A 21,641-nucleotide genomic window follows, 5' to 3' on the forward strand; every position below is an offset into this window, starting at 1 on the left:
CAGCCGACGCCTGGCCTTCCCTGCGCCCTCCGAACTTCGTGAGGGTGAGATGAGCGGCATGACTCGGCGCGAGCGGCGCGCGAGGATGAAAACGCGTGTCTGTTGGGATAAGCGAGGCGCGTCACATTCGGTCGTCATCCCCGCGCAGGCGGGGATCCAGCACGCCGCGGCCTATCGAAGGACCCACAATAGCCGCGGAGTCCTGGGTCGCCCGGTCAAGCCGGGCGACACAATGGAGCGAGCCGCGCGCGCGCGGGCCACGACGACCTCACCCGTGCACGACCGACTTCGCGATCATGCAATGAATGCCCTTGGAGCCGTTGACCGTCTGCGTCACGCGCAGATCCGCCGCGAGGCTGCACAGCGTATACGCGTCCTCGCGCGACAGATTGCGCTTCTCGCCGAGCAGCACGATCATGTCGCGCAGCGCCTTCACCACGCACTGGTCGAGATCGGGGTCCATCGCCATCGTCATGTAGTGCGTCGGCGTCTCGGCGCGCGGATAGTCGAAGCTGAGGTCCTTGCGCACGGTCAGACGGAAGCGCCCCTGCAGCGCGGTTTCGATCGCGGTGACGCAGACCTCGCCGTCGCCCTGCGCGCCATGACCGTCGCCGCAGGAGAACAGCGCGCCCGGCACGAACACCGGCAGATACAGCTTGGCGCCGGCGCCGAGCTCCTTGTTGTCGAGATTGCCGCCCATCGCGCGCGGGATCAGCGTGGTGATGCGGCCCCAGGCCGGCGGCGGGGCCGTGCCCATCACGCCGAAGAACGGCGCAAGCGGCAGCTCGAGGCCCCAGGGCAGCTTGCCGACCATCCGCTCCTTGTCGAGCGGGATGTTCATCAGCCGGGTCTCGTGGAAATCGTCGGGCAGGGTGCCGGCCAGCGGGCGGATGAAATTATAGCCCCAGTTCTGGCGCAGCTGCACGTCGAGGATGTCGACCTCGAGCACGTCGCCGACCTCGGCACCACGCACCGCGACGGGGCCTGTCAGGATGTGGCCCGGCACCATCCGCTCGGAGCGGGCGTGGACGTCGAACAATTCCGGCGGCACGTGAAACTTGCTGGTGTCCGGCACCACGTCCGGTCCGCCGCTGATCGAATCGATCGTGACCTCGTCGCCGCTGTCGACCGTGAGCACCGGCTTCAGCCGGGATTCGAAGAAGCCCCAATGGCAGGTCTCGGGGCTGGCGGGCAGATGATGATGGGCCATGATGCTCTCATTGTTGCCGGATCTCGCCCGAGCTTAGCGCATCCGATCGCGTTCGCGGAGAGATGGCGACGCATGGCGGCTGTCGTGTATGAGGGCGGCCATACGATCTCACCCCGCGCCGGAGCCCGGAATGTTCTTCGTCCTGTCCAAGACGCTCGGCCTGCTGGCGCTGCCGACCAATTTCATGATCGCGCTCGGCCTCATCGGCATCGTCCTGATGCCGACGCGGTTCGCCGTGCTCGGCCGCAGGCTCGTGGTCTCGGCGATGCTGCTGCTGGCCATCGTCGGCCTGACGCCGCTCGGCAGCCTGATGTTGTATCCGCTGGAGAGCCGGTTTCCGAAATGGGATCCGGCCAAGGGCGCCCCCGACGGCATCATCGTGCTCGGCGGTCCGGTCGATTCCGATCTCTCGGTCATCTACGGCATGCCGGTAACCGTGGCGGGCGCCGACCGGGTGATCCAGGCGGCCGTGCTGGCGCGGCGCTATCCGAATGCGCGCGTGCTGTTCACCGGCGGCAGCGCCAACCTGATCGCGACCGAGGCGAAGGAGGCCGATGTCGGCGCCGAGATCCTGGAGAGCCTCGGCGTGCCCAAGGAGCGGCTGCTGCTGGAGCGGCAGTCGCGCAACACCTACGAGAATGCGATCTTCTCCAAGGCGATGATCTCGCCCAAGCCGGGCGAGCGCTGGCTGCTGGTGACCTCGGCCTACCACATGCCGCGCTCGGTCGGGCTGTTCCGGAAAGCCGGCTTTCCGGTCGAGCCCTATCCGGTGGATTGGCGCGTCGGCCGCGTGCTCGATGTCGACGGCGTCTCGCTGCTCGGCCTGCGCCGTGCCGACATCGCCGTGCGCGAATGGGTCGGCCTCTTGGCCTACCGCCTGCGCGGCCGCACCGACGAGCTGTTTCCCGGACCGACCTAAGCGGTCGTCCTCTTCAGGCCGGCCGCCTTCGCCGCCAGCTCGCCGCGCACGCGCGCGACCACCGGCTCGAAGCGGCAGCTGGCGTCCTGGCGGAACAGCCGCGCGCTCGGATACCACGGGCTGTCGTCGCGATCCCTCAGCCAGCGCCAGTCGGCGACGTGCGGCAGCATGATCCAGGTCGGCCGTCCGAGCGTGGCGGCGAGATGCGCGGCGCTGGTGCAGACCGTCACGATCACATCGAGACAGGACATCAGGGCGGCCGTCTCGGCGAAGTCGGTGAGATCGGCGGTGACGTCGCGGATGCGGTCCTGCTGTGCGAGCAGCGCCTTGTCCGCCGGCCGCAGCTCCTTCTGCAGGCTGATGAAGTCAGCCTCGATCTCCAGCAGCGGCAGCAGCGTCGACAGCGGCATCGAGCGGTTGGCATCGTTGGCCTGATGCGGATTGCCGGACCAGACGAGGCCGACGCGCAGCCGGTCGCGCGAGCCCAGCCGCTGTTCCCAGGCCGCGATGCGGTCGGCCAGGGGAGGCGGCAGATAGCTGGGCGGCGGAATGGTCTCCAGCGTGGTGCCGAAGGCGAGCGGCAGGCTCATGACCGGGCAATGCATGTCGAAGCCCGGCCGCTGCAGGTCCGGCGCGAAGGCAAGGCACTGCGAGACACCCTCTATGCCGCTCATCAGCCGCCGGAGCGGCTCGCGCACCACGAGGATCACCTTGGCGCCGCGGGCTGCGACCATCGGCAGATAGCGCGCGAACTGGATATTGTCGCCGAAGCCTTCATCCTCCTCGATCAGGAGAGTCTTGCCCGAAATATCCTCTTTCCCCAGCCATTTCGGCTGCGCGAAGCGCGGATAGTCCGGCGAGAAGTCCGGCATGGCCCAGCGCGCTTCGCGGCGGGCCCAGCCAGCTGCGTAGTCACCGCATTGCAGCTCGATATGGGCGAGATGCCAGGCCGCCTTCGCATTGTCAGGCTCGGCCGCGAGGATTTCGCGATACACGGCGGCTGCGTCCTCGAAGCGCAGCGCTTGCGACAGCGCAAAGCCCTTGTTGAACAGCACGTCGGCGAAGCCGGGCCGCAGCCCCAGCGCCCGATCGAACCACGCCAGCGCCTGGTCATGGCGGCGCAGGCAGGCCAGCGCATCGCCGAGATTGTTGCTGGCGAGCGGATCGGCCGGTGCGAGCATTTGGGCGCGCTCGCAATCCGCCAGATAGTCATCGTAGCGCTTGAGTTCCCGAAGCGAGCGGGCGCGCATCTGCAGCGCCGCCAGGTCGTCCGGCTGCTTGTTCAGGCAGACGGTAAAGGCTCGCACCGCCTCGTCATGGCGCCCCTGCTGTTGCAGCAGCAGTCCGCTCTGCCACGCCGCGTCCCGATGGGCGGGATCGATGGTGAGCGCGTGCTGATAGCTCAGCAGCGCCTCGGCGCCGCGATTCTGCGCCAGCAGAACGCCGCCCATGTGCTTCCACAATTCGGCATCATCGGGCTTGAGCTGGATCGCCTTGTCGAACACCGCGAGCGCGTCGTCGAGCCGGCCCATCTGTTTCAACGTGAAGCCGAGGCTGGTGAGATAGTCGATCTTCGGCGTCTGCCGGATGGCGCGCGAGAACCACGCCACCGCGTGGTCGTGCTGCCCGCTTTGCAGCGCGATGATGCCCATCAGCGCGAGGCTGTCGGCATGGTTCGGGTCGGCCGTCAAAGCCTGCTCGCAGCACATTTGCGCGTCGAGCAGCCGCCCGCCGCCGAGATGGTGCAGGCCGGCCTCATAGAGCGCCGCCGGCGACAGGACGGGCGTTGCGCCGGGGCCGGCCGTCGCGCCCGTGGCGCCTTTCTTCCGGTCGCTGCGGCTCATCGCATGATCCTGTCTGAGGAGAGGAAATTCATAAGTGATTCCTGGGGGATCGAGAAGGATCATGGTACGGGAGGCGAGCCGGGGAGGCGGAAGGGCTGGCATCGCGGCGGGCGAGGGTCTAACAAGCGCCGCGAAGCTGAACCACGCACGGCAGCGACAGTCCGCGCGGCGAGGAGGGAACACCCCATGCAACAGCCTGATGCGGCCGACAGGCTGGACCTCGCGGCCATGGTCGCCGACCTCAACGCCCTGCTGCGGCTGAAGACGACCGTGATCGGCATCAAGATGTTCGCCCGCGTCGAGGAGATGGAGGCGGTGGAGAAGATCCGCCGGCCTAGCGCGGTGCACACCACCGATCAGATCGTCAGCATGGCCGCACGGCTCGGCTGGACGGTGGGGATCACCGGCGACGATCTCGTCGGCGCGCAATGCCGCGCCGTGATCGGACTGGGGCCGCAGGACGAGACATGGCTCAAGGGCGAGGGCTATGTCGGCGTCTGGCACGGGACCGCGGAGGATGCGCGCAAGCGGCAGGAGGCGCTCGACGTGGTGCCGTTCGGCCGCTACCAGGCCATGGCGGTGAGCCCGCTGGCGAGCGGCCGGCTCGATCCGCCGGATATCTGTCTCGTCTACGCGACCCCCGGCCAGATGATCATCCTGATCAACGGCCTGCAATACGTCGGCTACAAGAAGTTCGAATGGGGCGTCGTCGGCGAGACCGCCTGCGCCGATTCCTGGGGCCGCGCGCTGAAGACCGGCGAGCCGAGCCTGTCGCTGCCATGCTTCGCCGAGCGCCGCTATGGCGGCGTGCCGGACGAGGAGATGCTGATGGCGCTCAAGCCCGCAGACCTCGCCAAGGCGATCGCCGGCATGAAGCAGCTCGCCAGGAACGGCCTGCGCTACCCGATCGCGCCTTACGGCATCCAGAACGACGTGCGCGCGGGCATGGGCGTGTCGTATGGAAAAAAGTAGACCCTCACGCTCGGTCATTGCGAGCGCAGCGAAGCAATCCAGGGGCCGGGTCGGGACTCTGGATTGCTTCGTCGCGGAGCCTGTCATCGGGCCGCGCTTAGCGCGGACCCGTTGGCTCCTCGCAATGACGGAGAAACTGATCCGCATCGATTTCTAGGACACAAGAATGACGTCATCCAAATTCGACCTCGTCGTCTACGGCGCCACCGGCTTCACGGGCAAGCTCGTGGCCGAGTATCTTGCCACGCAATATCGCGGCGATGGCTCGCTGCGCTGGGCGATGGCCGGTCGCAGCCTGGACAAGCTCGCCGCCGTCCGCGACGAGATCGGCGCGCCGGCCGACACGCCGTTGATCGCTGCCGATGCGTCCAATCTCGAGTCACTGAAGGCAATGGTCGCGCAGACCAGGCTGGTGCTGACCACGGTCGGTCCCTATCAGCTCTACGGCAACGAACTCGTCGCTCTCTGCGCCGAGACCGGCACGGACTACGTGGATCTCTGCGGCGAGCCGGTGTGGATGCGGCAGATGATCGACAAGCATCAGGCGACCGCGGAAAAGAGCGGCGCCCGCATCGTGTTCTCCTGCGGCTTCGATTCCGTGCCGTTCGAGCTCGGCGTCTACTTCGTGCAGCAGCAGGCGAAGAAGGTGCTCGGCGCGCCGGCCGCCCGCGTCAAGGGCCGCGTCCGCGGCATGAGCGGCACCCTGTCGGGCGGCACCGCGGCCAGTGCCAAGGCGACGTTCGATGCGGTGGCCCAGGATCTCAGCCTGGTGTCGATCCTGAAGGATTTCTTTGCACTGACGCCGGGTTTCAAGGGCCCGAAGCAGCCGCCCGGCAACAAGCCGCTCTATGAGGAGGATCTGCAATCCTGGGCGGCGCCTTTCATGATGGCGCTGATCAACACCCGCAACGTTCACCGTTCCAACATGCTGATGGGTTTCCCCTACGGCCAGGACTTCATCTATGACGAGATGGTGCTGACCGGGGCGGGCGAGAAGGGCGAGGCCAACGCCAAGAAGGTGATGGCGGCCAATTCCGAGAAGACAGGTCCGAACGCGCCGAAGCCGGGCGAGGGCCCCTCCAAGGAAGAGCGCGACAACGGCTACTACAACCTGATGTTCGTCGCGATCGCGCCCGACGGGCGGCAGGTGCGCGCCACGGTAAAGGGCAACCGCGACCCCGGCTACGGCTCGACCTCGAAGATGATCAGCGAATGCGCCATCGGGCTGCTGCGCGACGGTACCAGCGTCAAGGGCGGCTTCTGGACCCCGGGCGCGGCGCTGCAGGACAGCCTGATCAAGCGGCTGGTCGACAATGCCGGCCTGACGTTCACGGCGGAGGATTGATCGACAGCAGAGGCGAGCCGGTCGCTGCGGATCGGCTCGCGGCCTGGTGGGCGCGGGTGGCGGCGATCATGCCCCACATCGTTCCGAGCATCAGGAAGAAGTGCCGCCAGTGGTCGGTGTCGATGATGAAGCTCTCGCCGACGGTGCCGAGGAAGGCGGAGAAGACAGCGATGTAGGTACGCTGCCACGGCACGCGTACGAACAGATAGTGGAAGCCGAGAATGACGGTGGTGAACACCAGCGCGGGATAGCAGATGCCGGACAGCCAGCCGCCCGACATGAAGGCGTTCAGATAGGAATTGTGGGTGTCCTCGGGGAAGTAGTTGTGAAACTGCAGCGGCCCGATCCCGAACGGCAGGTCGAGCGCCATGTCGGCACCCAGGATGTGGCGGCCGAAGCGTCCGAAACGGCCTTCGTCGTAGCTCTGGTCGAAGCTCGCCCGCTGCTTGAACATGTCGGCGATGGAGTCGATGGAGAGGAGAACGCCGACCAGGACGACGCCTGCCGCCGCGGCGGCAAGGGTCATGAGAATGATGCGGGACCGCTCGCCCCGCGTCTGGCTGGTGAGCACCATCATCACCAGCATGAAGGCCGCGGTGAGCACGAGGCCGCCCCAGGCTGCCCGCGAAAAGGCGAGCAGGATGGCGAGCGAGATGGCGCCGAACGCGAAGCTGGCGCGCAAGGTGGCCGCGAGCCGGGCCGTGACGATGTTCTGCAGCGCGAGCAGCGCCGGCAGGATGAGGAACGCGCCGAGCACGTTCGGGTCCTTGAACGTGCCGCGCGCGCGTCCATACAGGGTAAGGAGATCGTAGCCGCCGGGCACGAGATGGAAGTAGCCGGCGACGCCGGCGAGGCCCGCGATTGCCCCGCCCATCACGAGGCCCCGGCGCAGCATGTCGAGCCGCGCCGCGGTGTCTTCGGCGGTCACCATCGCCAGCAGCATCGCCGTGACCGCCATATACCAGGACGTCGCGATCCAGGTCGCGATCTTGGAATCGTCGAGCAGCGGTACCGCGCTGATCGTGTAACCGAGATTGACCAGGAACAGGAGCAGGAGGAGGGGCAGAAACACGGCGCGCAGCCTGATACCCGTCGCGATGAACACCGCAGCGGAGGCCAGCGTGACGAGTTCGTAGGGGCTGGGTTCGATGAAGACGATCGCGCCGGAGGCTCCGATCAGCCAGACGAGCGCGCGCTGCAGGGCCACCACGCCCGCAGGGGCGGTCGGCCTCAACGCGAACTCTCCGGCGGACGCCGTGTACGCCATCACCAACTCACACTCATACGCGGTACGCGGCGGGACCAGCCAACTCCATGTACGAAGCGGGCGCACGCCCGCTCCGGATCCCCGAACTCAATAGGCGTTCTCGCTCTTGGTCATCAGCGCCAGCGGCGTCTTCAAGAGGATATAGAGATCGAACAGCACGGACCAGTTCTCGATGTAATAGAGGTCGAACTCTACGCGCTTCTGGATCTTCTCCTCGTTGTCGATCTCGCCGCGCCAGCCGTTGATCTGCGCCCATCCGGTGATCCCCGGCTTGACGCGGTGGCGGGCGAAGTAGCCGTCGACGGCCTCGTCGAACATCCGGTTCTGCAGCTTGCCTTGCACGGCATGCGGCCTCGGACCGACGAGCGACAGGTTGCCCTTGAAAACGACGTTGAACAGCTGCGGCAGCTCGTCGAGGCTGGTCTTGCGGATGAAGCGGCCCACGCGGGTGACGCGCGGATCGTTCTTGGTGACGACCTTGGAGGCTGTGGGATCGGCCTGGTGATGATAGAGCGAGCGGAACTTGAAGACGTCGATGCGCTCATTGTTGAAGCCGAACCGCTTCTGCCGGAACAGCACCGGCCCGGGACTGTCGAGCTTGATCGCGAGCGCGACCAGCGCCATCACCGGCAGTGCGAGCAGCAGGATCAGGCCGCCGACGAGACGGTCGAACAGCCATTTCATCACCAGGTCCCAGTCGGTGATGGGAGCTTCGAAGACGTCGAGCGTCGGGACCGCGCCGAGATAGGAATAGGAACGCGGCCGGAAGCGCAACTTGTTGGTATGAGCGGACAGGCGGATGTCGACCGGCAGCACCCACAGCTTCTTCAGCATGTCCAGGATGCGAGTCTCCGCCGAGATCGGCAGCGCAAACAACACGAGATCGACGCGGGTACGGCGGGCAAATTCGACGATGTCGTCGACCTTGCCGAGCTTCGGCGCGCCGGCACAGGTCTCGAGCGAGCGGGAATCGTTGCGGTCGTCGAACACACCGAGGATCTCGATCTCGGAGTCGTCCTGAGCCTTCAAGGCACGAACCAGGCCTTCGCCGCTCTGGTCGGCGCCGACGATGATGGTACGGCGATCCAGCCGCCCCTGTTTGGCCCAGCTGCGGATCAGGCTGCGCAGCACTACGCGGCTTGCGATCAGCGCGCCCAGGCCGACGAAGAAGAAGGCCGCAAGCCACAGGCGCGAGACCTCGCTGCCGATCTTGGCGAAGAACGAGAGGCCGATGAACAGCAGGAAGACGAAGCAGTAGGAGGAGATCATCCGGGTCATCTGCCGCACCTGGGCGCGGAAGATCTGAACTTGGTAGATGTCGGCGGCCTGAAAACAGACCACCGCGCTCACCGCCAGCCCGATGATCGCGGCGAGATACTCCCAATGGAAGCCGCTGAGCGGAACCACATACCCGAAATAGACGGCGCTGCCGACAAAGCTCAGCAACGCGAAATCGGTGATCCGGACGATGCCGGCCAGCACGATCGGAGAATAGGCGCGAAGTACCTTCTGGTTGGCGACGGCCAGCGCCGCGGGCGACAGGCGGCGGCGACGTTCAACGGCTGGCTGTCCCGTAGCCGTCGTCGAGGCGGCCGTGGCCGCGGCAGCATCCAACATCGAGCGAGCGTTGATCGGTTCCACAGTCGTACAAGCCCGGATTATGTTTGTTAGTATTTTTGGTCATGTAAGCGCCAATGGCGCCGGAGGAAATTCCCCACCGGCGGGATTAGAGGGCAATTCGGAAGAAACTGTTAGCGTTGGTAAATGACGTCAGGTCTTGGTAAATGCTTCGCGGTAGCTGTCGAGAACGCCCTCGACCATGGCCTTCTGCGAGAAGTGCTGGAAGACGCGCTCTCGCAACGCCTTGGCGCGCAATTGCACCGTCGCCGGATCGGCGATGGCGGCTTCGATCGCGTCCGCAAGCGCCATGGCGTTGCCCGGCATGAACAGCGACTCGTTGTTCGGGCCGAAGATCTCCGGGATCCCGCCGACCCGGGCCGCAATCATCGGAACGCCGGCGGCTCCGGCTTCGATCACCACATACGGCATCGAGTCGCCGCGCGACGGAACCACGAGCAGGCGTCCCTTGGAAAAGCCGTCGCGAGCTCTCACGTGCCCGATGAAACGCACCACGGATGTGAGACCGAGCCGCTCGACCTGGGCCTTCAACCGCGCAGTCTCTTCGCCATCCCCGCCCAGAGTCAGCGTCAACGGCCGGCCACGCGCGTGCAATTGCGCAAGGGCGTCGATCAGCAGATCCGTTCCCTTGATGTGTCTGAATTCCCCGACATAGGCGAGATCGGTCTGGTCGTCCGCGGGCGTCACCGGATCGAACTCGCCGGCGGTGACGCCATTGAAAACGCAATGCACCAGCCCCTGGGGATGGCCGATCATGCGCTCATAGGTGTCGCGGGCAAAGATGCTCTCGAACAGGAACAGGTCCGTCCGGTTCATCAGCGCTCGTTCGAGCCGGCCGTAGAGCGCGCCCTTGAGCGTGTTGCGCGGATAGTGCAGGGAGCCGCCATGCGGCGTGTAGATGCGGATGGTCCCGGACCGGCGCGGCAACATGCGCACGAAGGCGCCGGCCTTGGCGCCATGGCCGTGGAGAACGTCGGGGCTGAGGCTGCGCGCCAACCGGTGAAAATGACGGAGCGCAACGACGTCGGTCGGCCACGGCTCCCGGTGAATGGCGATGCGATGGACGCCGAGAGCCAGACGGGGAGCGATCTGTGCGAGCGCGGCGTCAGCGCGTTCGCCGCCGGTGAGGCTGTCAGCGATGATCCCGACTTGGTGCCCGCGATCGACTTGGCCGTTGGCGAGGTCGAGAATGTGCCGGAAAATGCCGCCGACCGGCGCTCTGACCGCGTGAAGAATCCTCAGAGGCTTGTCCGGCGAAGGCGCCATATCGCACTCGGCCGCATCGGCTGTTTGACCAAGCTGGTGCCAGGCGCTGCTGCGCGAACTGATCTGACGACTGGCGGAGTGAGGAAGCACGGGCGCCTCTCGTCGCTGACTCTTGGTGGCTGTTCACTCGATAAGGGAGTGATGGTTAACAAAGTCTGACGTGGCGGCTGCGCACTGCGACATTGTGACGATCTGGCGCAAAACGTCTCCTGATAAGATGGGCGAGAGGCGGTAATGATCCTCAACTGGCTGCAAGTCCGGGATTAACCCGTCAGCAACCTTAATGGAGTGTAATCCTACCACGTAGGGTGGCGGCGTGGCGTTGGTCTCGCGGGAGTGGATGATGCGGTTGGCGTTCTGGCGTGCCGGCAAGAAGCAGCAGGTTGACGAAGCGTCGGCCCGTCCGGTCGTGAGCGTGCCGGCTTCGGCCGAGCCTGATGCGTCGGGCGATCTGGATATCAGACTGATCGGTCGCGCATTGGCGCGGAAGCGTGTTTTCATTGTCCTGCCGACGCTGCTCGCCTTGGGCCTCGCGGTCACGGCCGTCAACATGATCACGCCGCGCTACAAGTCCGAAGCGCGCATCCTGATCGATGGCCGCGAGAACGTGTTCGTGCGCCCGAACGGCGAGCGCACCGAGGAGCGGACGGCGCTCGATGCCGAGGCGGTCACCAGCCAGGTGCAACTGGTGCTGTCGCGCGATCTGGCCCGGGACATCATCCGCAAGAACAAGCTCAGCGAACTGCCGGAGTTCGATTCCGTGCTGCGCGGCGTGTCGCCGCTGAAGTCGGTCGCCGCGATGATGGGGCTGGTCCGGGATCCGCTCGCGATGACGCCGGAAGAGCGCGTGATGGATGCCTATTACGAGCGTTTGACGGTCTATGCGGTGGATAAATCTCGCGTGCTCGTCGTCGAATTCCAGTCGCAGGATCCTGCGCTCGCCGCGCAGGTGGCCAACGCGATCGCGGACGGATATCTCGTCCTGCAGCAGAATGCCCGCCAGGCGCAGGCGAAATCGGCGAGCCAGTGGCTTGCCGGAGAGATCCAGAGCCTGCGCAAGAAGGTGGAGGAGGCGGAGTCCCGCGTCGAGGACTTCCGGTCCAAGTCGAACTCGTTCATGGGCACCAACAACACCTCGTTGTCCAACCAGCAGATGGGCGAGGTCAACACCCAGCTGAACAATGCCCGGGCGCTGAAGTCCGATGCCGAGACCAAGGCGCGGCTGATCCGGGAGATGCTGCAGAGCGGTCAGCCGATCGAAGCCTCCGAGGTGCTCAATTCCGAGCTGATGCGGCGGCTGTCCGAGCAGCGCGTGAACCTGCGCGCGCAGCTTGCCGAGCAGTCGTCGACGCTGCTCGACAACCACCCGCGCATCAAGGAGCTCAAGGCCCAACTGGCGGATCTCGATCGCCAGATTCGCGACGAGGCGGGGAAGATTTCGCGCTCGCTCGACAGCGACGCCCGCATCGCCGAGGGGCGGGTGCAGATGCTGACCCAGAGCCTCGATCAGGCGAAGAAGCAGGCGTCCTCCACCAACAGCCAGGATGTCCAGCTGCGGGCGCTGGAGCGGGATGCGAAGGCGCAGCGCGACCTCCTCGAATCGTATCTCGCCAAGTATCGCGAGGCCGACACCCGCGTGTCGCTCGACACGCCGCCGGCGGAGGGGCGGATCATTTCGCGGGCGGTGGTGTCCAACACGCCGGCCTATCCGAAGAAGCTGCCGATCGTGCTGATCGCGACGCTGGCGACCTTGATGCTGACCTCGGGTGTGGTGATCACCGGTGAGCTGCTGCGCCTGACCGCGCCGCGCACGGCGGCCAGCACGCAGATGACGACCGTGGTCCTCACCGCCGCGCCGATGGCCCGCGTCGAGCCGGTGATGGCCGCGCCGGCCGTTTCGGCGAGGCCCGCGCCGACCGTGGTCGAGTCCGTCGCGGTGGCGTCGCCTGCCATCACTCAAACTCCTCCTCCTGCACCCGTGTCCGAGGCGACGGCAGCCGCCGCAGCGTCGCCGATTCCGGCGCCGGCCGCTCCGCCGCCGCCCCTGGGCGAGCTCGAGCAGCTCGCTGCTGATCTCGTCGCCGCGGGCGAGGCGGCCCGCAAGGTCACCGTGCTCGGCACGGCTGGCGCCACGGGTGTCACCACCACCGCGCTGTCGCTCGCCCGCGCCATGGCCCAACAGGCCCGCGTGGTGCTCGTCGATCTCGCCGGCAGCCCGCAGCTGCTCGCCGGCCTCTCGGTCGACCCGGCGGCGCCGGGGCTGATCGAGCTGATGCTGGGCGAAGCGTCGTTCTCGTCCATCATCACCAAGGATCAGGCCTCGCGGCTGCACCTGGTCAATGCCGGCCGTCCCGGCGCCGACCGCAACCAGCTGCAATCGCCGCGGCTGTCGCTCGCGATCGACGCGCTGCTACGCGTCTACGACCACGTGCTGCTCGACGCCGGCAACGCCTCCGACCTGCCGGCCGAGCTGCTGACGACAGGCGCGCGGGCCGTCCTCGTGCCCGATCCGGCCATGCCTGCCGAGGCGCGCAGCCAGATGAGCGAGCAGCTGCGCGAGGTCGGCTTTGCCGCCGTCACCATGCTGAACGCGCCGGTCGACGGCGCCAACCGCAATCAGCTGGGCCGCCACGGCGTCGCCGCCTAGTCCTCGGCCTTGGCTTCGCCCTGCGGCGCGGCGCCGCGTCCCTGCATCGCGCCGCGCAGGCGCTGCGCGAGGCGGAACAGGGCAGGGCTGTGCTTGACGGCATGCTTGGCTCGCCCGAGCGCGGCCATGCTGCTGGCGGCCAGACGCCCGCGCGCGGTGAGCGGGACATAGCTGTCGAAGATCGGCTCGTCGTCCTTGCAGAACATCCGCTTGTAGTCGTCAGAGCCGATGCCGAGATCGAGCGCGCGGAAATCCTGCTGCGCGTAGTGATCGATGATCGAGCGCATCAGGATCAGCCCGGGGCTCCAGCGCGCGTTCTCCGACAGCGTGTAGGTGTTGAACATCATCGAGAAGCGTGCGCCGTCGGCGACGCCCGCGAACATCGCGATGATCTCGGCGTCGCAGCGCAGTGCGTGGATCTCGATCGCGCGATGGCCGCAGCCGAGCTGTGCCATGCAGGCGTTGCGAATGAAGGCCTCAATGCCGGGCTCGGCGAACACGTTCGGCAGTTTCTGCTCGGCCATGCGGACCGGCTTGATGCGGAAGAACCAGTCGAGCAGGTCGCCGATTTCGGCGTCGCTGCGCGCGATCATGTAGCGATAGCCGGGCAGCGCCTGCAGCTTCTTTTCCTTGCTCTTGAGGCGCTTGCGAAACGAGTTCGACAACAAGGCCGTCGGCGCCGCTCCCGGCGGCATCAGCAGCACGGGACAGTCGTTCACCGACGACTGATGTGGCCAGCTCGCGAGGGGATTGGCGAGGTTGCGCCAGTGTTTCGGCTGTTGCGTGAAGGCGAGGACGTCGGCGCAGCCGTGCTCGCGCAGGCTCGCCAGCATCATGTCGAGGTCGGCAGCGCTCGCGCGCGCGGCGAAGTCGCGCTCCAGGAGCGGCATGTTGAAGGTGCTGTGCTTGCCGCCCATGAAGGAGGCGACGCGAACCCCGAAGACCTGGCGCAGGGCGAGCGGCAGCAGCATCAGGGGGCGCTTCTCGGCATCGCGGGCGATGACGATGAAGGGCGTTGCACGCTCGTGGACGCCGACCTCACGTTGCCAGGCGGCCAGCAGGTCGAAGCGTTGATAGGGCGTTGCGAGGTTGTCGGGGACTTCGAGCGCGCGCCAGACCGGCTCGGCCTGAGCGAGATCGGAGATGACCTCGATCCGCGCAATGTCCGACATCGGCCGATGCGCCTGCGCCGTCCGGCTCTCGATCACGGCGGCCATGGTCATCGCGCAGCTCGCGTTGTCTTGGATGATATTTTGGAGTTTTGTTGCTTGGCGTCGGCCGACCCTCGCAAAGAAGTCTCAACAAAAGGTAATGGCAATGGTCGCGTCCCAAATCGGGAAAGACGGGCAGTAAACAAAGACGGGCAGCTAAGATCTGTTCAAATCGGCTTTCGGCACCCGATCTTAAGAGGGAATGTTCTTAAAAATCCGGTGGTGGCGAACATGACGCGATCGCGCCATGGTCTGTCAGCATCAGGTGGGCACGGACGGCTTCGTTTCAAGTCGGTTTTCGGAAAGGGGCGCGGGAATTGTCGTCGGACAACAGCTGGCTGCGGAGCGCCCGGCTCGAACTGGCCTATTTCAGCGGCCGCGCGCTGATCGCCTCGCGTGCCACGGGTGGGGCCGGCGCCATCCTGCGGTTCGAGCGCGTGCGGCCGCGCCGCAAGGGCGCGTTTCAACCGCTCAAGCAGATCGAGATCACGCCGGCCTTCCTCGACCAGGTGATCCGCGCGCTGAAGCGATGGGGCTATGACATCGTCTCGCTCGACGAGGCCTGTCATCGCTCGGTCCGGCTGCCTGAAAGTCGGCGCTTTGCCTGCCTGACGTTCGACGGCGCGTCGAAAGATATGATCACGCACGCCTATCCGGTGCTGGCCCGCCACGGTGTGCCGTTCGCGGTGTATGTGCCCACGGCTTTTCCCGATGGCCTCGGCGAGGCGTGGTGGCTGGCGCTCGAGGCGGTGATCGCGCGCGAGGCGCGCATCAATCTGGTCATCGATCATCGCGAGCAGCGCTTCTCCGTGTTCAAGGCGGCCGAGAAATACGAGCTGTTCGCCTATCTCTTCGGCTGGCTGCGCAAGCTGCCGCCCGCGGAGCTGTCGGTCGCGATTCGCGATCTCTGCTCGCGCCATTCGGTGGACCTCGCCGCGCTGAGCCGTGAGGCGTCGATGGATTGGGCCGACATCGCCAGGCTGGCTGCCGATCCCAACGTCACGATCGGCAGCGCCACCGTGAATTTCCCCGTGCTGGCCCATCTCCGCGACGCCGACGCGCAGCGCGAGATCGCGATGGGCAAGGCGGTGCTGGAAACCGCGCTGCGCCGGCCGGTCCGGCACATGGCGTACCCGTTCGGTGACCCCCAGTCGTTCCGCCGCGGCGACGCCGTGCTGGCGGAGCAAGCGGGCTTCGTCAGCGCCGCCACGGCGGTCGGCGGCGTGGTGCAGAGCGAGGGGCGCACCCATCTGCATACGCTGCCGCGGATCGCCTGGGACGGCCGCTCGCGATCGCTGCGGGCGTTGAAGGTGCTGATGGCCGGGGTGACCCTGCCGCGACAAAAATTCGCGCCACCAGCTGAGCTCGACCTCGGCTGATCAGCCCGGTCGATCAGCTTTCCCGCGCCGGATCGGGACGCAGCATCCAGCTCACGATCGGCATCGCCGGCAGCACCCAGCCCATGCCGACGACGACGTAATACACCGCCTGCATCCAGCCGGAATTGGCAATCAGGGGGAATTGCGCCAGCACCATGCCCATCATCGACCAGGCAAAGGCGAGCAGCAGCAGCGCCAGGGCGCCGATCAGTTTGCGGGTGCGGATCGTCATGACGGGAATGTCAGCCTGCGTTGGGGGCGGCGCGGCTTGCGCGCGAATTCACTGGGATTATAAGGGCCTGACAGCTTAGGTTCAATCGAGCGTTCAACCTCCATGACCACGGTTCCCGTTACCCGAGACACCGCCGCGATCCGCATCTGGCTCACCGTCGTGGCCGGCCTGATCGCGTTGATGGTGCTGGTCGGCGGCGCGACGCGGCTGACCGAATCCGGGCTCTCGATCGTCGAATGGAAGCCGGTCACCGGCACCTTGCCGCCGCTCTCGGAGCAGGCCTGGACCGACGCCTTCGAGGCCTACAAGCGGATCCCGCAGTACCGGCAGATGAATGCCGGCATGACGCTGCGCGAGTTCAAGACCATCTTCTGGTGGGAGTGGGGCCATCGGCTGCTCGGCCGCGTCATCGGCATGGTCTATCTGCTGCCGTTCCTGTGGTTCCTGTGGCGCGGCGCCGTGTCCGGGCCGCTCGGCCGCCGTCTCTGGCTGATCTTCGGCCTCGGCGCGCTGCAGGGCGCGGTCGGCTGGTGGATGGTGGCCTCGGGCCTGACCGAGCGCACCGAGGTGGCGCCGGTCCGTCTCGCGACGCATCTGTCGCTGGCGCTTCTGATCTTCGCGTCGATCGTCTGGACGTTGCGGCGGCTCAAGCCGCGCGACGAGATCGAGGTGCCGGCACGGCTGCGGCTGACGGCGTGGGTGCTGGTCGGCGTCACCTTCGTGCAGCTCTATCTCGGTGCGCTGGTCGCGGGCTTGCGCGCAGGCCTTGTCTACAACACCTGGCCCGAGATCGACGGCGCCCTGATCCCCAAGGTGGCCAATCTGTGGGCCCATTCGCCGTGGTGGTTCAACCTGTTCGAGAACCACCTGACGGTGCAGTTCATGCATCGCATGACCGCCTACGCGCTGCTGGCGCTGGCGGCGTGGCACGCCTTCGACGTGATGCGCGCGGGCGCCGGCCGCGCCGTGGTGCGCGGCGCGCACCGGCTGCTCGCGGCGATCCTGGTGCAGGCGGTGCTGGGCATCGCGACGCTCCTGATGGTGGTGCCGATCTCGCTGGCGCTGCTGCATCAGGGCACGGCGCTCATCGTGCTGACGTTCGCGGTGCTGCAGGCCGAACGGATGTCGCCGCGGCGGGTGGCTGTGGTCGCTGTCCCGCAGGCGGCGGTGGCCGCAGGACAGGCGGGGTAAAGTCTCTCCTCCGTCATTGCGAGCGAAGCGAAGCAATCCAGAGTCCCGCCCACGACTCTGGATTGCTTCGTCGCTGCGCTCCTCGCAATGACGTGGAGATGCCAGTGCACTTCACCTTCGCCCTCGTTCGCGCTCGTGCCACCATCTCCGTGTCATCGCCCGGCTTGACCGGGCGATCCAGTATCCCAGAGACGGTCGTGAGTCCTCGATGGGCCGCGGCGTACAGGATCCCCGCTTTCGCGGGGATGACGACTGAGGATGGCGCGCGGTCATTCGCCCTCAACGAACATTTCAAAAGACAAACGCTCTCAATCTCGCGCGCCGATCACGCCGAGATATGCCGATCGTTTCACCCCGCGAACACGCGAGGGCGCAGGGAAGGCCGGATGCCTGGCCGGCACCCATGGCCCGCGTGCAACAAAAAAAGCACGCGGCGGTCACCACAGGTACGGCCTGGAAACACCCGGCCTTCCCTGCGCGATGGTTTTAACGCTTATACGCGATCTCCCCGGGGACCGGGCTGTCTTGCCCCCGTCACCTCATGCGATGCTGAAAACACCGACACGAGACTTAGCGCCAGCGTCGGGGCGCCAGGACCACGCGATTTCGCCGTCCATGACAGGCCGCTCGTCCGCGCCAGCATACGCCCGCGCACGGCCCGCCACATCCACCGCATTCCCCATCCTACGCAACTGGACGATCCGGAAGCGCCCCTCGGCTGGACAGGAATAACGTGACGATATTCTGATTTGCAGAAATAAGCAAGCGCAAAGTTGCAACGGGTTGCCCCGACGGCGATGGCAGAACCGCCTGACACTATTGCTCGTCGAAAAAGACGCGCTGGTCAGGCTCGAGCGGGGGATCGTCGGGAGTTCCCTCCGACAGAAAATCGCGAGCGCCGAGCGCGTCGAGTTCGGCCCAGAATTCGGCCAGATCGGATGGGTTATCGCTCATGGGTTGGACTCTCCTCCAAGGGCCCTCGCGACGCTGCGGAAGCGGTCCAGCGCAGTCTGCAGGCTCTCGACCACCTCCGCCGCGACCTCGTCGGGCGGCGGCAGCAGGTCGGGATCATCCAGAGTATTGTCCTTGAGCCAGAAGATGTCGAGGTTGACCTTGTCGCGGGCGAGCAGGGTGGCGAGCGGGTAGCGCCTGAACTTCTCGGTTTCTACGCGCTTGGCGCGCGCGCCGGCGTGATAGCAGGCGACGAAATCATCGAGATCGGCGCGCACCATCGGCCGCTCCTTCAAGGTGAAGCGCTGGTTGGTGCGGAGGTCGTAGATCCACAGATCCTTGGTGGCCGCCTGCTCGGAGGGTGGGCGCTTGTCGAAGAACAGTACGTTGGCCTTGACGCCCTGCTTGTAGAAGATGCCGGTCGGCAGCCGCAGCAGGGTGTGAAAGTCGAAGTTCTGGAGCAGCCGGCGGCGGATGGTTTCGCCGGCGCCGCCTTCGAACAGCACATTGTCCGGCAGCACCACGGCGGCCTCGCCATGGGCGCTCAGCACGGTCATGATGTGCTGCAGGAAGTTTAGCTGCTTGTTCGAGGTGGTGACGAAGAAGTCCTGCCGGTCGTAATCGTCGCGCTCGCTGTCGATCTCGCCGTCGTCGCGGACGATGCGGTAGCTCTGCTTCTTGCCGAACGGCGGGTTGGTCAGGATCACGTCATAGGTCCTGCCGCCGGCGCCGAGCAGGGCGTCCTTGGCCTCGACGATCGACTCGACGCCGGTGATGCCGTGCAGATAGAGGTTCATCGCGGCGAGGCGCACCACCTCGGGGACGATGTCGACGCCGGAGAACTTGTTCTTCAGCGCCGAATAGACGCCGCGGTCGCGCGCGCTGGCGTGCTTCTTCATGTGATCCCAGGCGGCGAGCAGGAAGCCGGCGGTGCCGCAGGCGGGATCGTGGATGGTCTGCTGCGGCTTGGGATCGACCACCTCGACGATGGCCTCGATCAGCGGCCGCGGCGTGAAGTATTGTCCGGCGCCGGATTTGACGTCCTCGGCGTTGCGGGCGAGCAGCCCTTCATAGATGCTACCCTTGACGTCGACGGAGAGGCCGAGCCAGGTCTCGCCGTCGATCAGGCCGACCAGCCGCTTCAGCTTCGCCGGGTCCTGGATTTCGTTCTGCGCCTTCAGGAAGATCGCGCCGATGATGCCGCCCTGGCGCGACAGCGTCTCCAGCAGCTTGGCGTATGTGCCGCTCAGCTCCTCACCGGCGAGGTCCTTGATGTCGCTCCAATGCGCGCCCTTCGGCAGCATCGAGGCTTCGCCGACCAGCTCGACCCGCTCCTCGTCCATCTTGAGGAACAGCAGATAGGAAATCTGGCTGATATAGGCCTGATAGGAGACGCCCTGGTCGCGCAGCACATGCGCGAAATTCCAGACTTTGGCGACGAGGGTTTGCGGGTTCATGAAGGTCTTTACATGAAGGGATTGACGATGGTGAGGCTGCCGAAGCTGCGGCCGTGCTGCAGGTCTTCGCTGACGAGCGTTTCGCAGCCGGCTTCGAGCGCCGAGGCGACGATCAGGGCATCATAGAACTGCAGGCCGTGGTCGCGGGCGAGCGCAAAGGCCGCAGCGTGCGTCGCCGTGGTCAGCGGCCGGGCATCAGGGAAGCGAAAGATGACGGACGACAGCGCAGCCTCGATGGTGGGCCAGTCGAGCTTCTGCTTCCTCCGCAACACGTTGGTGAACTCGTTCAGGACCTGGACGCTGATGACGCCGCCATCGGCGATCACATCAACGGCGCGATCCCGGCGCGGGTCCGTGGAATAGGCATAAACCAGGATATTGCTGTCGAAGAACGCGCTCACCGCTCGTTGGCCTCGTCGCGGTCGAACTTGTAGCCGTCGGGGAGGGGAAAGCGCAACTGCTCGATCTGCTTCAGGAACTCGGCGCGCGTCGCGGCCCTCTGGGTAGTCATCGTGTCCTTGGCGATCGACAGCACGCTGACGTCGTCGCCTTCTTTGAGACCCAGCTCGTCGACCAGCGTCTTGGGCAGCAGCACCGCAAGACTGTCGTCCACCTTGATGACCTGCATGTCCGCCTCCTGGCGATGATCCGTGTCAGCCGCAAAATGCGCCGGGCGCAGCGCGCTTTCAAGACGCCTTTGCAGCCCGACCCTTGCCGCGGCCGCGTTTGACGGGCTGCGCCGGCCGTTCGGCCGTTATCCGCGCCAGCAGTGCGCTGGCCGGCTCGTCCCTGGGATCCTGCGGCACAAGTCTGCCTTCGAAGGCGGCCTTGAGGATGGCCTGCTTCAGGCGCGCCGCGTCAGAAGCTTCGGCGTCGAGCTGAGCGAGAGTGTCGTTGGCGGCGGAAAGAGCTTCGGAGACGCGGCGCAGGATTTCAGCGGCTTCGGCGGGCGGAGGCAACGGTAGGGCGATTTGAGCAATGTCCTCTTGGGAAATCTTGAGGATGCCAGCGGTGGTTTTCGCTAGGCGCCGTATTTGGCTCCGGCCCAATGGACTGTTCCAAGCCAATTCTACCCACTCTCCGGTATGTGGGTCCGATCCTAGCGGATACCGAATGATGGTGTCGGGAAAAACTACGGTTTCGTTGATGCTGGCGACATACACCGCGCGACCAACTAATTCCGGGGATCCGTTGGCGCGTGAGATCAGTAGATCGCCATCGTTTACGCGATAGTCCGCAACACGGTTCTCAGGCAATGGAATGTACCGAACTGCCTCGAGGTTCAAGCCGCGTGGGGTCAGGGCGTCCAGGCGTAGGGCCTTTACGCCGGGCGGCGATGACGTACCCGCTATTGAGATGCCGTTGCGTTGATCGTCGGCTTTCAAGTCATTGACGGTAGCCCATATCCACCCATCCGGAAGAGTTCTGGGATTGAGAATTGGGGAAGTTCTGGGAGTTCGGGAGCTGCGGCTACGGCTCGTGACCGGAATTTCTGCTTCGCGTTGTTCGCGTATCCGAGCGAGAGCATCGCTTCCTGTTTCGACGACTGAGTTGGTCTTCCGCCAATCTCTCGTCAATTCGCCGGTGACAGCGGCCTTCAGCAGCGCGCGGCGGAAGGTTTCGAGGCCCTTGCGCGCGTCGGCGAGCGCGGCTTCGCCTGCGGCGATCTCGGCGAACAGCTCATCGATGCGCGCGACGATGCGGCGTTGTTCGGGGAGGGGGGCGAGTGGAAGATCAAATTGCGCAATCGTTCCAAAGTCGATCCGAGGACGATCTCCCGTCACCACCCCCATGGCTTTGTTCACGAAGTGACGGGAATGGAGATAGTATTGCAGGTATTTGGGATCAACTGCGGGGCGCGGAACGATGGCCAGAAGCTCGCCTGAGCTGGCCCCTTCCTCCGTCGCAAGCGCTGTTTTGTTGAGATAGGGACGAAGGCGACCATATAGAATGTCGCCACGCTCGAAACGATTTGCCGAACTCCGCATCAGATTGAAGGGGCGTGTTTGGATCACACGCATCCCGTTCGGCTCGATATCGTCCATTCCTACAAAGCTAAGGTTGGGATGTGACCCAGGACTAACTTTTTCGCCCCGTAGCTGCGCGACAGTG

Annotated in this window: 18 protein-coding genes; 6 read left to right on the plus strand and 12 right to left on the minus strand. The window is 65.8% G+C overall.

Features of this window, described 5'->3' with window-relative positions; all coding sequences use genetic code 11:
• Positions 1–268 precede the first annotated feature (268 nt).
• On the minus strand, positions 269–1,210 hold the full coding sequence (locus ACQR0Z_RS23135; protein WP_434920167.1) for an acetamidase/formamidase family protein: 942 nt from the start codon (positions 1,208–1,210) through the stop codon (positions 269–271).
• A gap of 130 nt (positions 1,211–1,340) precedes the next feature.
• On the opposite strand from ACQR0Z_RS23135, the gene ACQR0Z_RS23140 reads away from it, so the two are divergent.
• The gene (locus ACQR0Z_RS23140; protein WP_434879832.1) at positions 1,341–2,129 is read left to right on the plus strand and encodes a YdcF family protein; all 789 of its coding nucleotides are present in this window, start codon (positions 1,341–1,343) and stop codon (positions 2,127–2,129) included.
• Here ACQR0Z_RS23140 and ACQR0Z_RS23145 read toward each other — a convergent pair.
• Positions 2,126–3,973 carry a tetratricopeptide repeat protein gene (locus ACQR0Z_RS23145; RefSeq protein ID WP_434920168.1) on the minus strand — a complete coding sequence of 616 codons (1,848 nt, stop codon included), beginning with the start codon at positions 3,971–3,973 and terminating at the stop codon, positions 2,126–2,128. The genes ACQR0Z_RS23140 and ACQR0Z_RS23145 overlap by 4 nt on opposite strands.
• A gap of 186 nt (positions 3,974–4,159) precedes the next feature.
• Here ACQR0Z_RS23145 and ACQR0Z_RS23150 point away from each other — a divergent pair, with 186 nt between their 5' ends.
• Both ACQR0Z_RS23150 and ACQR0Z_RS23155 read left to right on the plus strand, forming a co-directional pair.
• Positions 4,160–4,945, plus strand: a complete 786-nt coding sequence (locus tag ACQR0Z_RS23150; protein WP_434920169.1) for a DUF169 domain-containing protein — start codon at positions 4,160–4,162, stop codon at positions 4,943–4,945.
• Positions 4,946–5,111: 166 nt separating this feature from the next.
• Positions 5,112–6,290 (plus strand): saccharopine dehydrogenase family protein, encoded by a 1,179-nt coding sequence (locus ACQR0Z_RS23155; protein WP_434920170.1) that lies wholly within the window; start codon positions 5,112–5,114, stop codon positions 6,288–6,290.
• Here the strand turns inward: ACQR0Z_RS23155 and ACQR0Z_RS23160 are convergent.
• The 3 genes from ACQR0Z_RS23160 to ACQR0Z_RS23170 form a co-directional block, all read right to left on the minus strand.
• Positions 6,274–7,557, minus strand: a complete 1,284-nt coding sequence (locus ACQR0Z_RS23160) for an O-antigen ligase family protein (RefSeq protein WP_434920171.1) — start codon at positions 7,555–7,557, stop codon at positions 6,274–6,276. The genes ACQR0Z_RS23155 and ACQR0Z_RS23160 overlap by 17 nt on opposite strands.
• An 87-nt stretch (positions 7,558–7,644) precedes the next feature.
• Positions 7,645–9,174, minus strand: a complete 1,530-nt coding sequence (locus tag ACQR0Z_RS23165) for an undecaprenyl-phosphate glucose phosphotransferase (RefSeq protein ID WP_434920172.1) — start codon at positions 9,172–9,174, stop codon at positions 7,645–7,647.
• A gap of 153 nt (positions 9,175–9,327) precedes the next feature.
• Positions 9,328–10,461 carry a glycosyltransferase family 4 protein gene (locus tag ACQR0Z_RS23170; RefSeq protein ID WP_434920173.1) on the minus strand — a complete coding sequence of 378 codons (1,134 nt, stop codon included), beginning with the start codon at positions 10,459–10,461 and terminating at the stop codon, positions 9,328–9,330.
• A gap of 343 nt (positions 10,462–10,804) precedes the next feature.
• On the opposite strand from ACQR0Z_RS23170, the gene ACQR0Z_RS23175 reads away from it, so the two are divergent.
• Complete coding sequence (locus ACQR0Z_RS23175; protein ID WP_434920220.1) at positions 10,805–13,108, plus strand: GumC family protein; 2,304 nt, start codon at positions 10,805–10,807, stop codon at positions 13,106–13,108.
• On the opposite strand, the gene ACQR0Z_RS23180 is transcribed toward ACQR0Z_RS23175, so the two are convergent.
• Positions 13,105–14,331 (minus strand): GNAT family N-acetyltransferase, encoded by a 1,227-nt coding sequence (locus ACQR0Z_RS23180; RefSeq protein ID WP_434920174.1) that lies wholly within the window; start codon positions 14,329–14,331, stop codon positions 13,105–13,107. The genes ACQR0Z_RS23175 and ACQR0Z_RS23180 overlap by 4 nt on opposite strands.
• 305 nt (positions 14,332–14,636) lie before the next feature.
• Between ACQR0Z_RS23180 and ACQR0Z_RS23185 the strand changes: the two genes are divergently transcribed.
• The gene (locus ACQR0Z_RS23185; protein ID WP_434879840.1) at positions 14,637–15,698 is read left to right on the plus strand and encodes a polysaccharide deacetylase family protein; all 1,062 of its coding nucleotides are present in this window, start codon (positions 14,637–14,639) and stop codon (positions 15,696–15,698) included.
• A 13-nt stretch (positions 15,699–15,711) separates the two neighbouring features.
• On the opposite strand, the gene ACQR0Z_RS23190 is transcribed toward ACQR0Z_RS23185, so the two are convergent.
• Positions 15,712–15,930, minus strand: coding sequence for a DUF2842 domain-containing protein (locus ACQR0Z_RS23190; RefSeq protein ID WP_434859201.1), 219 nt, complete (start codon positions 15,928–15,930; stop codon positions 15,712–15,714).
• Positions 15,931–16,032: 102 nt separating this feature from the next.
• Here ACQR0Z_RS23190 and ACQR0Z_RS23195 point away from each other — a divergent pair, with 102 nt between their 5' ends.
• Positions 16,033–17,121 carry a COX15/CtaA family protein gene (locus ACQR0Z_RS23195; RefSeq protein WP_434920175.1) on the plus strand — a complete coding sequence of 363 codons (1,089 nt, stop codon included), beginning with the start codon at positions 16,033–16,035 and terminating at the stop codon, positions 17,119–17,121.
• Positions 17,122–17,937: 816 nt separating this feature from the next.
• Here the strand turns inward: ACQR0Z_RS23195 and ACQR0Z_RS23200 are convergent.
• The 5 genes from ACQR0Z_RS23200 to ACQR0Z_RS23220 are packed head-to-tail and all read right to left on the minus strand — an operon-like array spanning position 17,938 to position 21,574.
• Complete coding sequence (locus ACQR0Z_RS23200) at positions 17,938–18,075, minus strand: hypothetical protein (RefSeq protein WP_434879842.1); 138 nt, start codon at positions 18,073–18,075, stop codon at positions 17,938–17,940.
• On the minus strand, positions 18,072–19,529 hold the full coding sequence (locus ACQR0Z_RS23205) for an N-6 DNA methylase (protein ID WP_434920176.1): 1,458 nt from the start codon (positions 19,527–19,529) through the stop codon (positions 18,072–18,074). The genes ACQR0Z_RS23200 and ACQR0Z_RS23205 overlap by 4 nt, the downstream gene beginning before the upstream one ends.
• A gap of 8 nt (positions 19,530–19,537) precedes the next feature.
• Positions 19,538–19,930: a PIN domain-containing protein gene (locus ACQR0Z_RS23210; RefSeq protein ID WP_434920177.1), complete on the minus strand. Its 393-nt coding sequence runs from the start codon at positions 19,928–19,930 to the stop codon at positions 19,538–19,540.
• Positions 19,927–20,157, minus strand: a complete 231-nt coding sequence (locus tag ACQR0Z_RS23215; protein ID WP_434920178.1) for an AbrB/MazE/SpoVT family DNA-binding domain-containing protein — start codon at positions 20,155–20,157, stop codon at positions 19,927–19,929. Before ACQR0Z_RS23215 ends, ACQR0Z_RS23210 begins: the two co-directional genes overlap by 4 nt.
• Positions 20,158–20,215: 58 nt before the next feature.
• A complete protein-coding gene (locus tag ACQR0Z_RS23220; protein WP_434920179.1) occupies positions 20,216–21,574 on the minus strand; it encodes a hypothetical protein in 1,359 nt (452 codons plus the stop codon).
• Positions 21,575–21,641 lie beyond the last annotated feature (67 nt).

The sequence above is a fragment of the Bradyrhizobium sp. HKCCYLS3077 genome (assembly GCF_051167555.1).
Classification (GTDB): domain Bacteria; phylum Pseudomonadota; class Alphaproteobacteria; order Rhizobiales; family Xanthobacteraceae; genus Bradyrhizobium.

What these genes read in the sequence shown, in the direction of transcription:
- ACQR0Z_RS23135 (WP_434920167.1), bottom strand. Translation starts at nt 1,210, where the DNA reads ATGGCCCATCATCATCTGCCCGCCAGCCCCGAGACCTGCCATTGGGGC.
- ACQR0Z_RS23140 (WP_434879832.1), top strand. Translation starts at nt 1,341, where the DNA reads ATGTTCTTCGTCCTGTCCAAGACGCTCGGCCTGCTGGCGCTGCCGACC.
- ACQR0Z_RS23145 (WP_434920168.1), bottom strand. Translation starts at nt 3,973, where the DNA reads ATGAGCCGCAGCGACCGGAAGAAAGGCGCCACGGGCGCGACGGCCGGC.
- ACQR0Z_RS23150 (WP_434920169.1), top strand. Translation starts at nt 4,160, where the DNA reads ATGCAACAGCCTGATGCGGCCGACAGGCTGGACCTCGCGGCCATGGTC.
- ACQR0Z_RS23155 (WP_434920170.1), top strand. Translation starts at nt 5,112, where the DNA reads ATGACGTCATCCAAATTCGACCTCGTCGTCTACGGCGCCACCGGCTTC.
- ACQR0Z_RS23160 (WP_434920171.1), bottom strand. Translation starts at nt 7,557, where the DNA reads ATGGCGTACACGGCGTCCGCCGGAGAGTTCGCGTTGAGGCCGACCGCC.
- ACQR0Z_RS23165 (WP_434920172.1), bottom strand. Translation starts at nt 9,174, where the DNA reads ATGTTGGATGCTGCCGCGGCCACGGCCGCCTCGACGACGGCTACGGGA.
- ACQR0Z_RS23170 (WP_434920173.1), bottom strand. Translation starts at nt 10,461, where the DNA reads ATGGCGCCTTCGCCGGACAAGCCTCTGAGGATTCTTCACGCGGTCAGA.
- ACQR0Z_RS23175 (WP_434920220.1), top strand. Translation starts at nt 10,805, where the DNA reads ATGCGGTTGGCGTTCTGGCGTGCCGGCAAGAAGCAGCAGGTTGACGAA.
- ACQR0Z_RS23180 (WP_434920174.1), bottom strand. Translation starts at nt 14,331, where the DNA reads ATGACCATGGCCGCCGTGATCGAGAGCCGGACGGCGCAGGCGCATCGG.
- ACQR0Z_RS23190 (WP_434859201.1), bottom strand. Translation starts at nt 15,930, where the DNA reads ATGACGATCCGCACCCGCAAACTGATCGGCGCCCTGGCGCTGCTGCTG.
- ACQR0Z_RS23195 (WP_434920175.1), top strand. Translation starts at nt 16,033, where the DNA reads ATGACCACGGTTCCCGTTACCCGAGACACCGCCGCGATCCGCATCTGG.
- ACQR0Z_RS23200 (WP_434879842.1), bottom strand. Translation starts at nt 18,075, where the DNA reads ATGAGCGATAACCCATCCGATCTGGCCGAATTCTGGGCCGAACTCGAC.
- ACQR0Z_RS23205 (WP_434920176.1), bottom strand. Translation starts at nt 19,529, where the DNA reads ATGAACCCGCAAACCCTCGTCGCCAAAGTCTGGAATTTCGCGCATGTG.
- ACQR0Z_RS23215 (WP_434920178.1), bottom strand. Translation starts at nt 20,157, where the DNA reads ATGCAGGTCATCAAGGTGGACGACAGTCTTGCGGTGCTGCTGCCCAAG.
- ACQR0Z_RS23220 (WP_434920179.1), bottom strand. Translation starts at nt 21,574, where the DNA reads ATGGACGATATCGAGCCGAACGGGATGCGTGTGATCCAAACACGCCCC.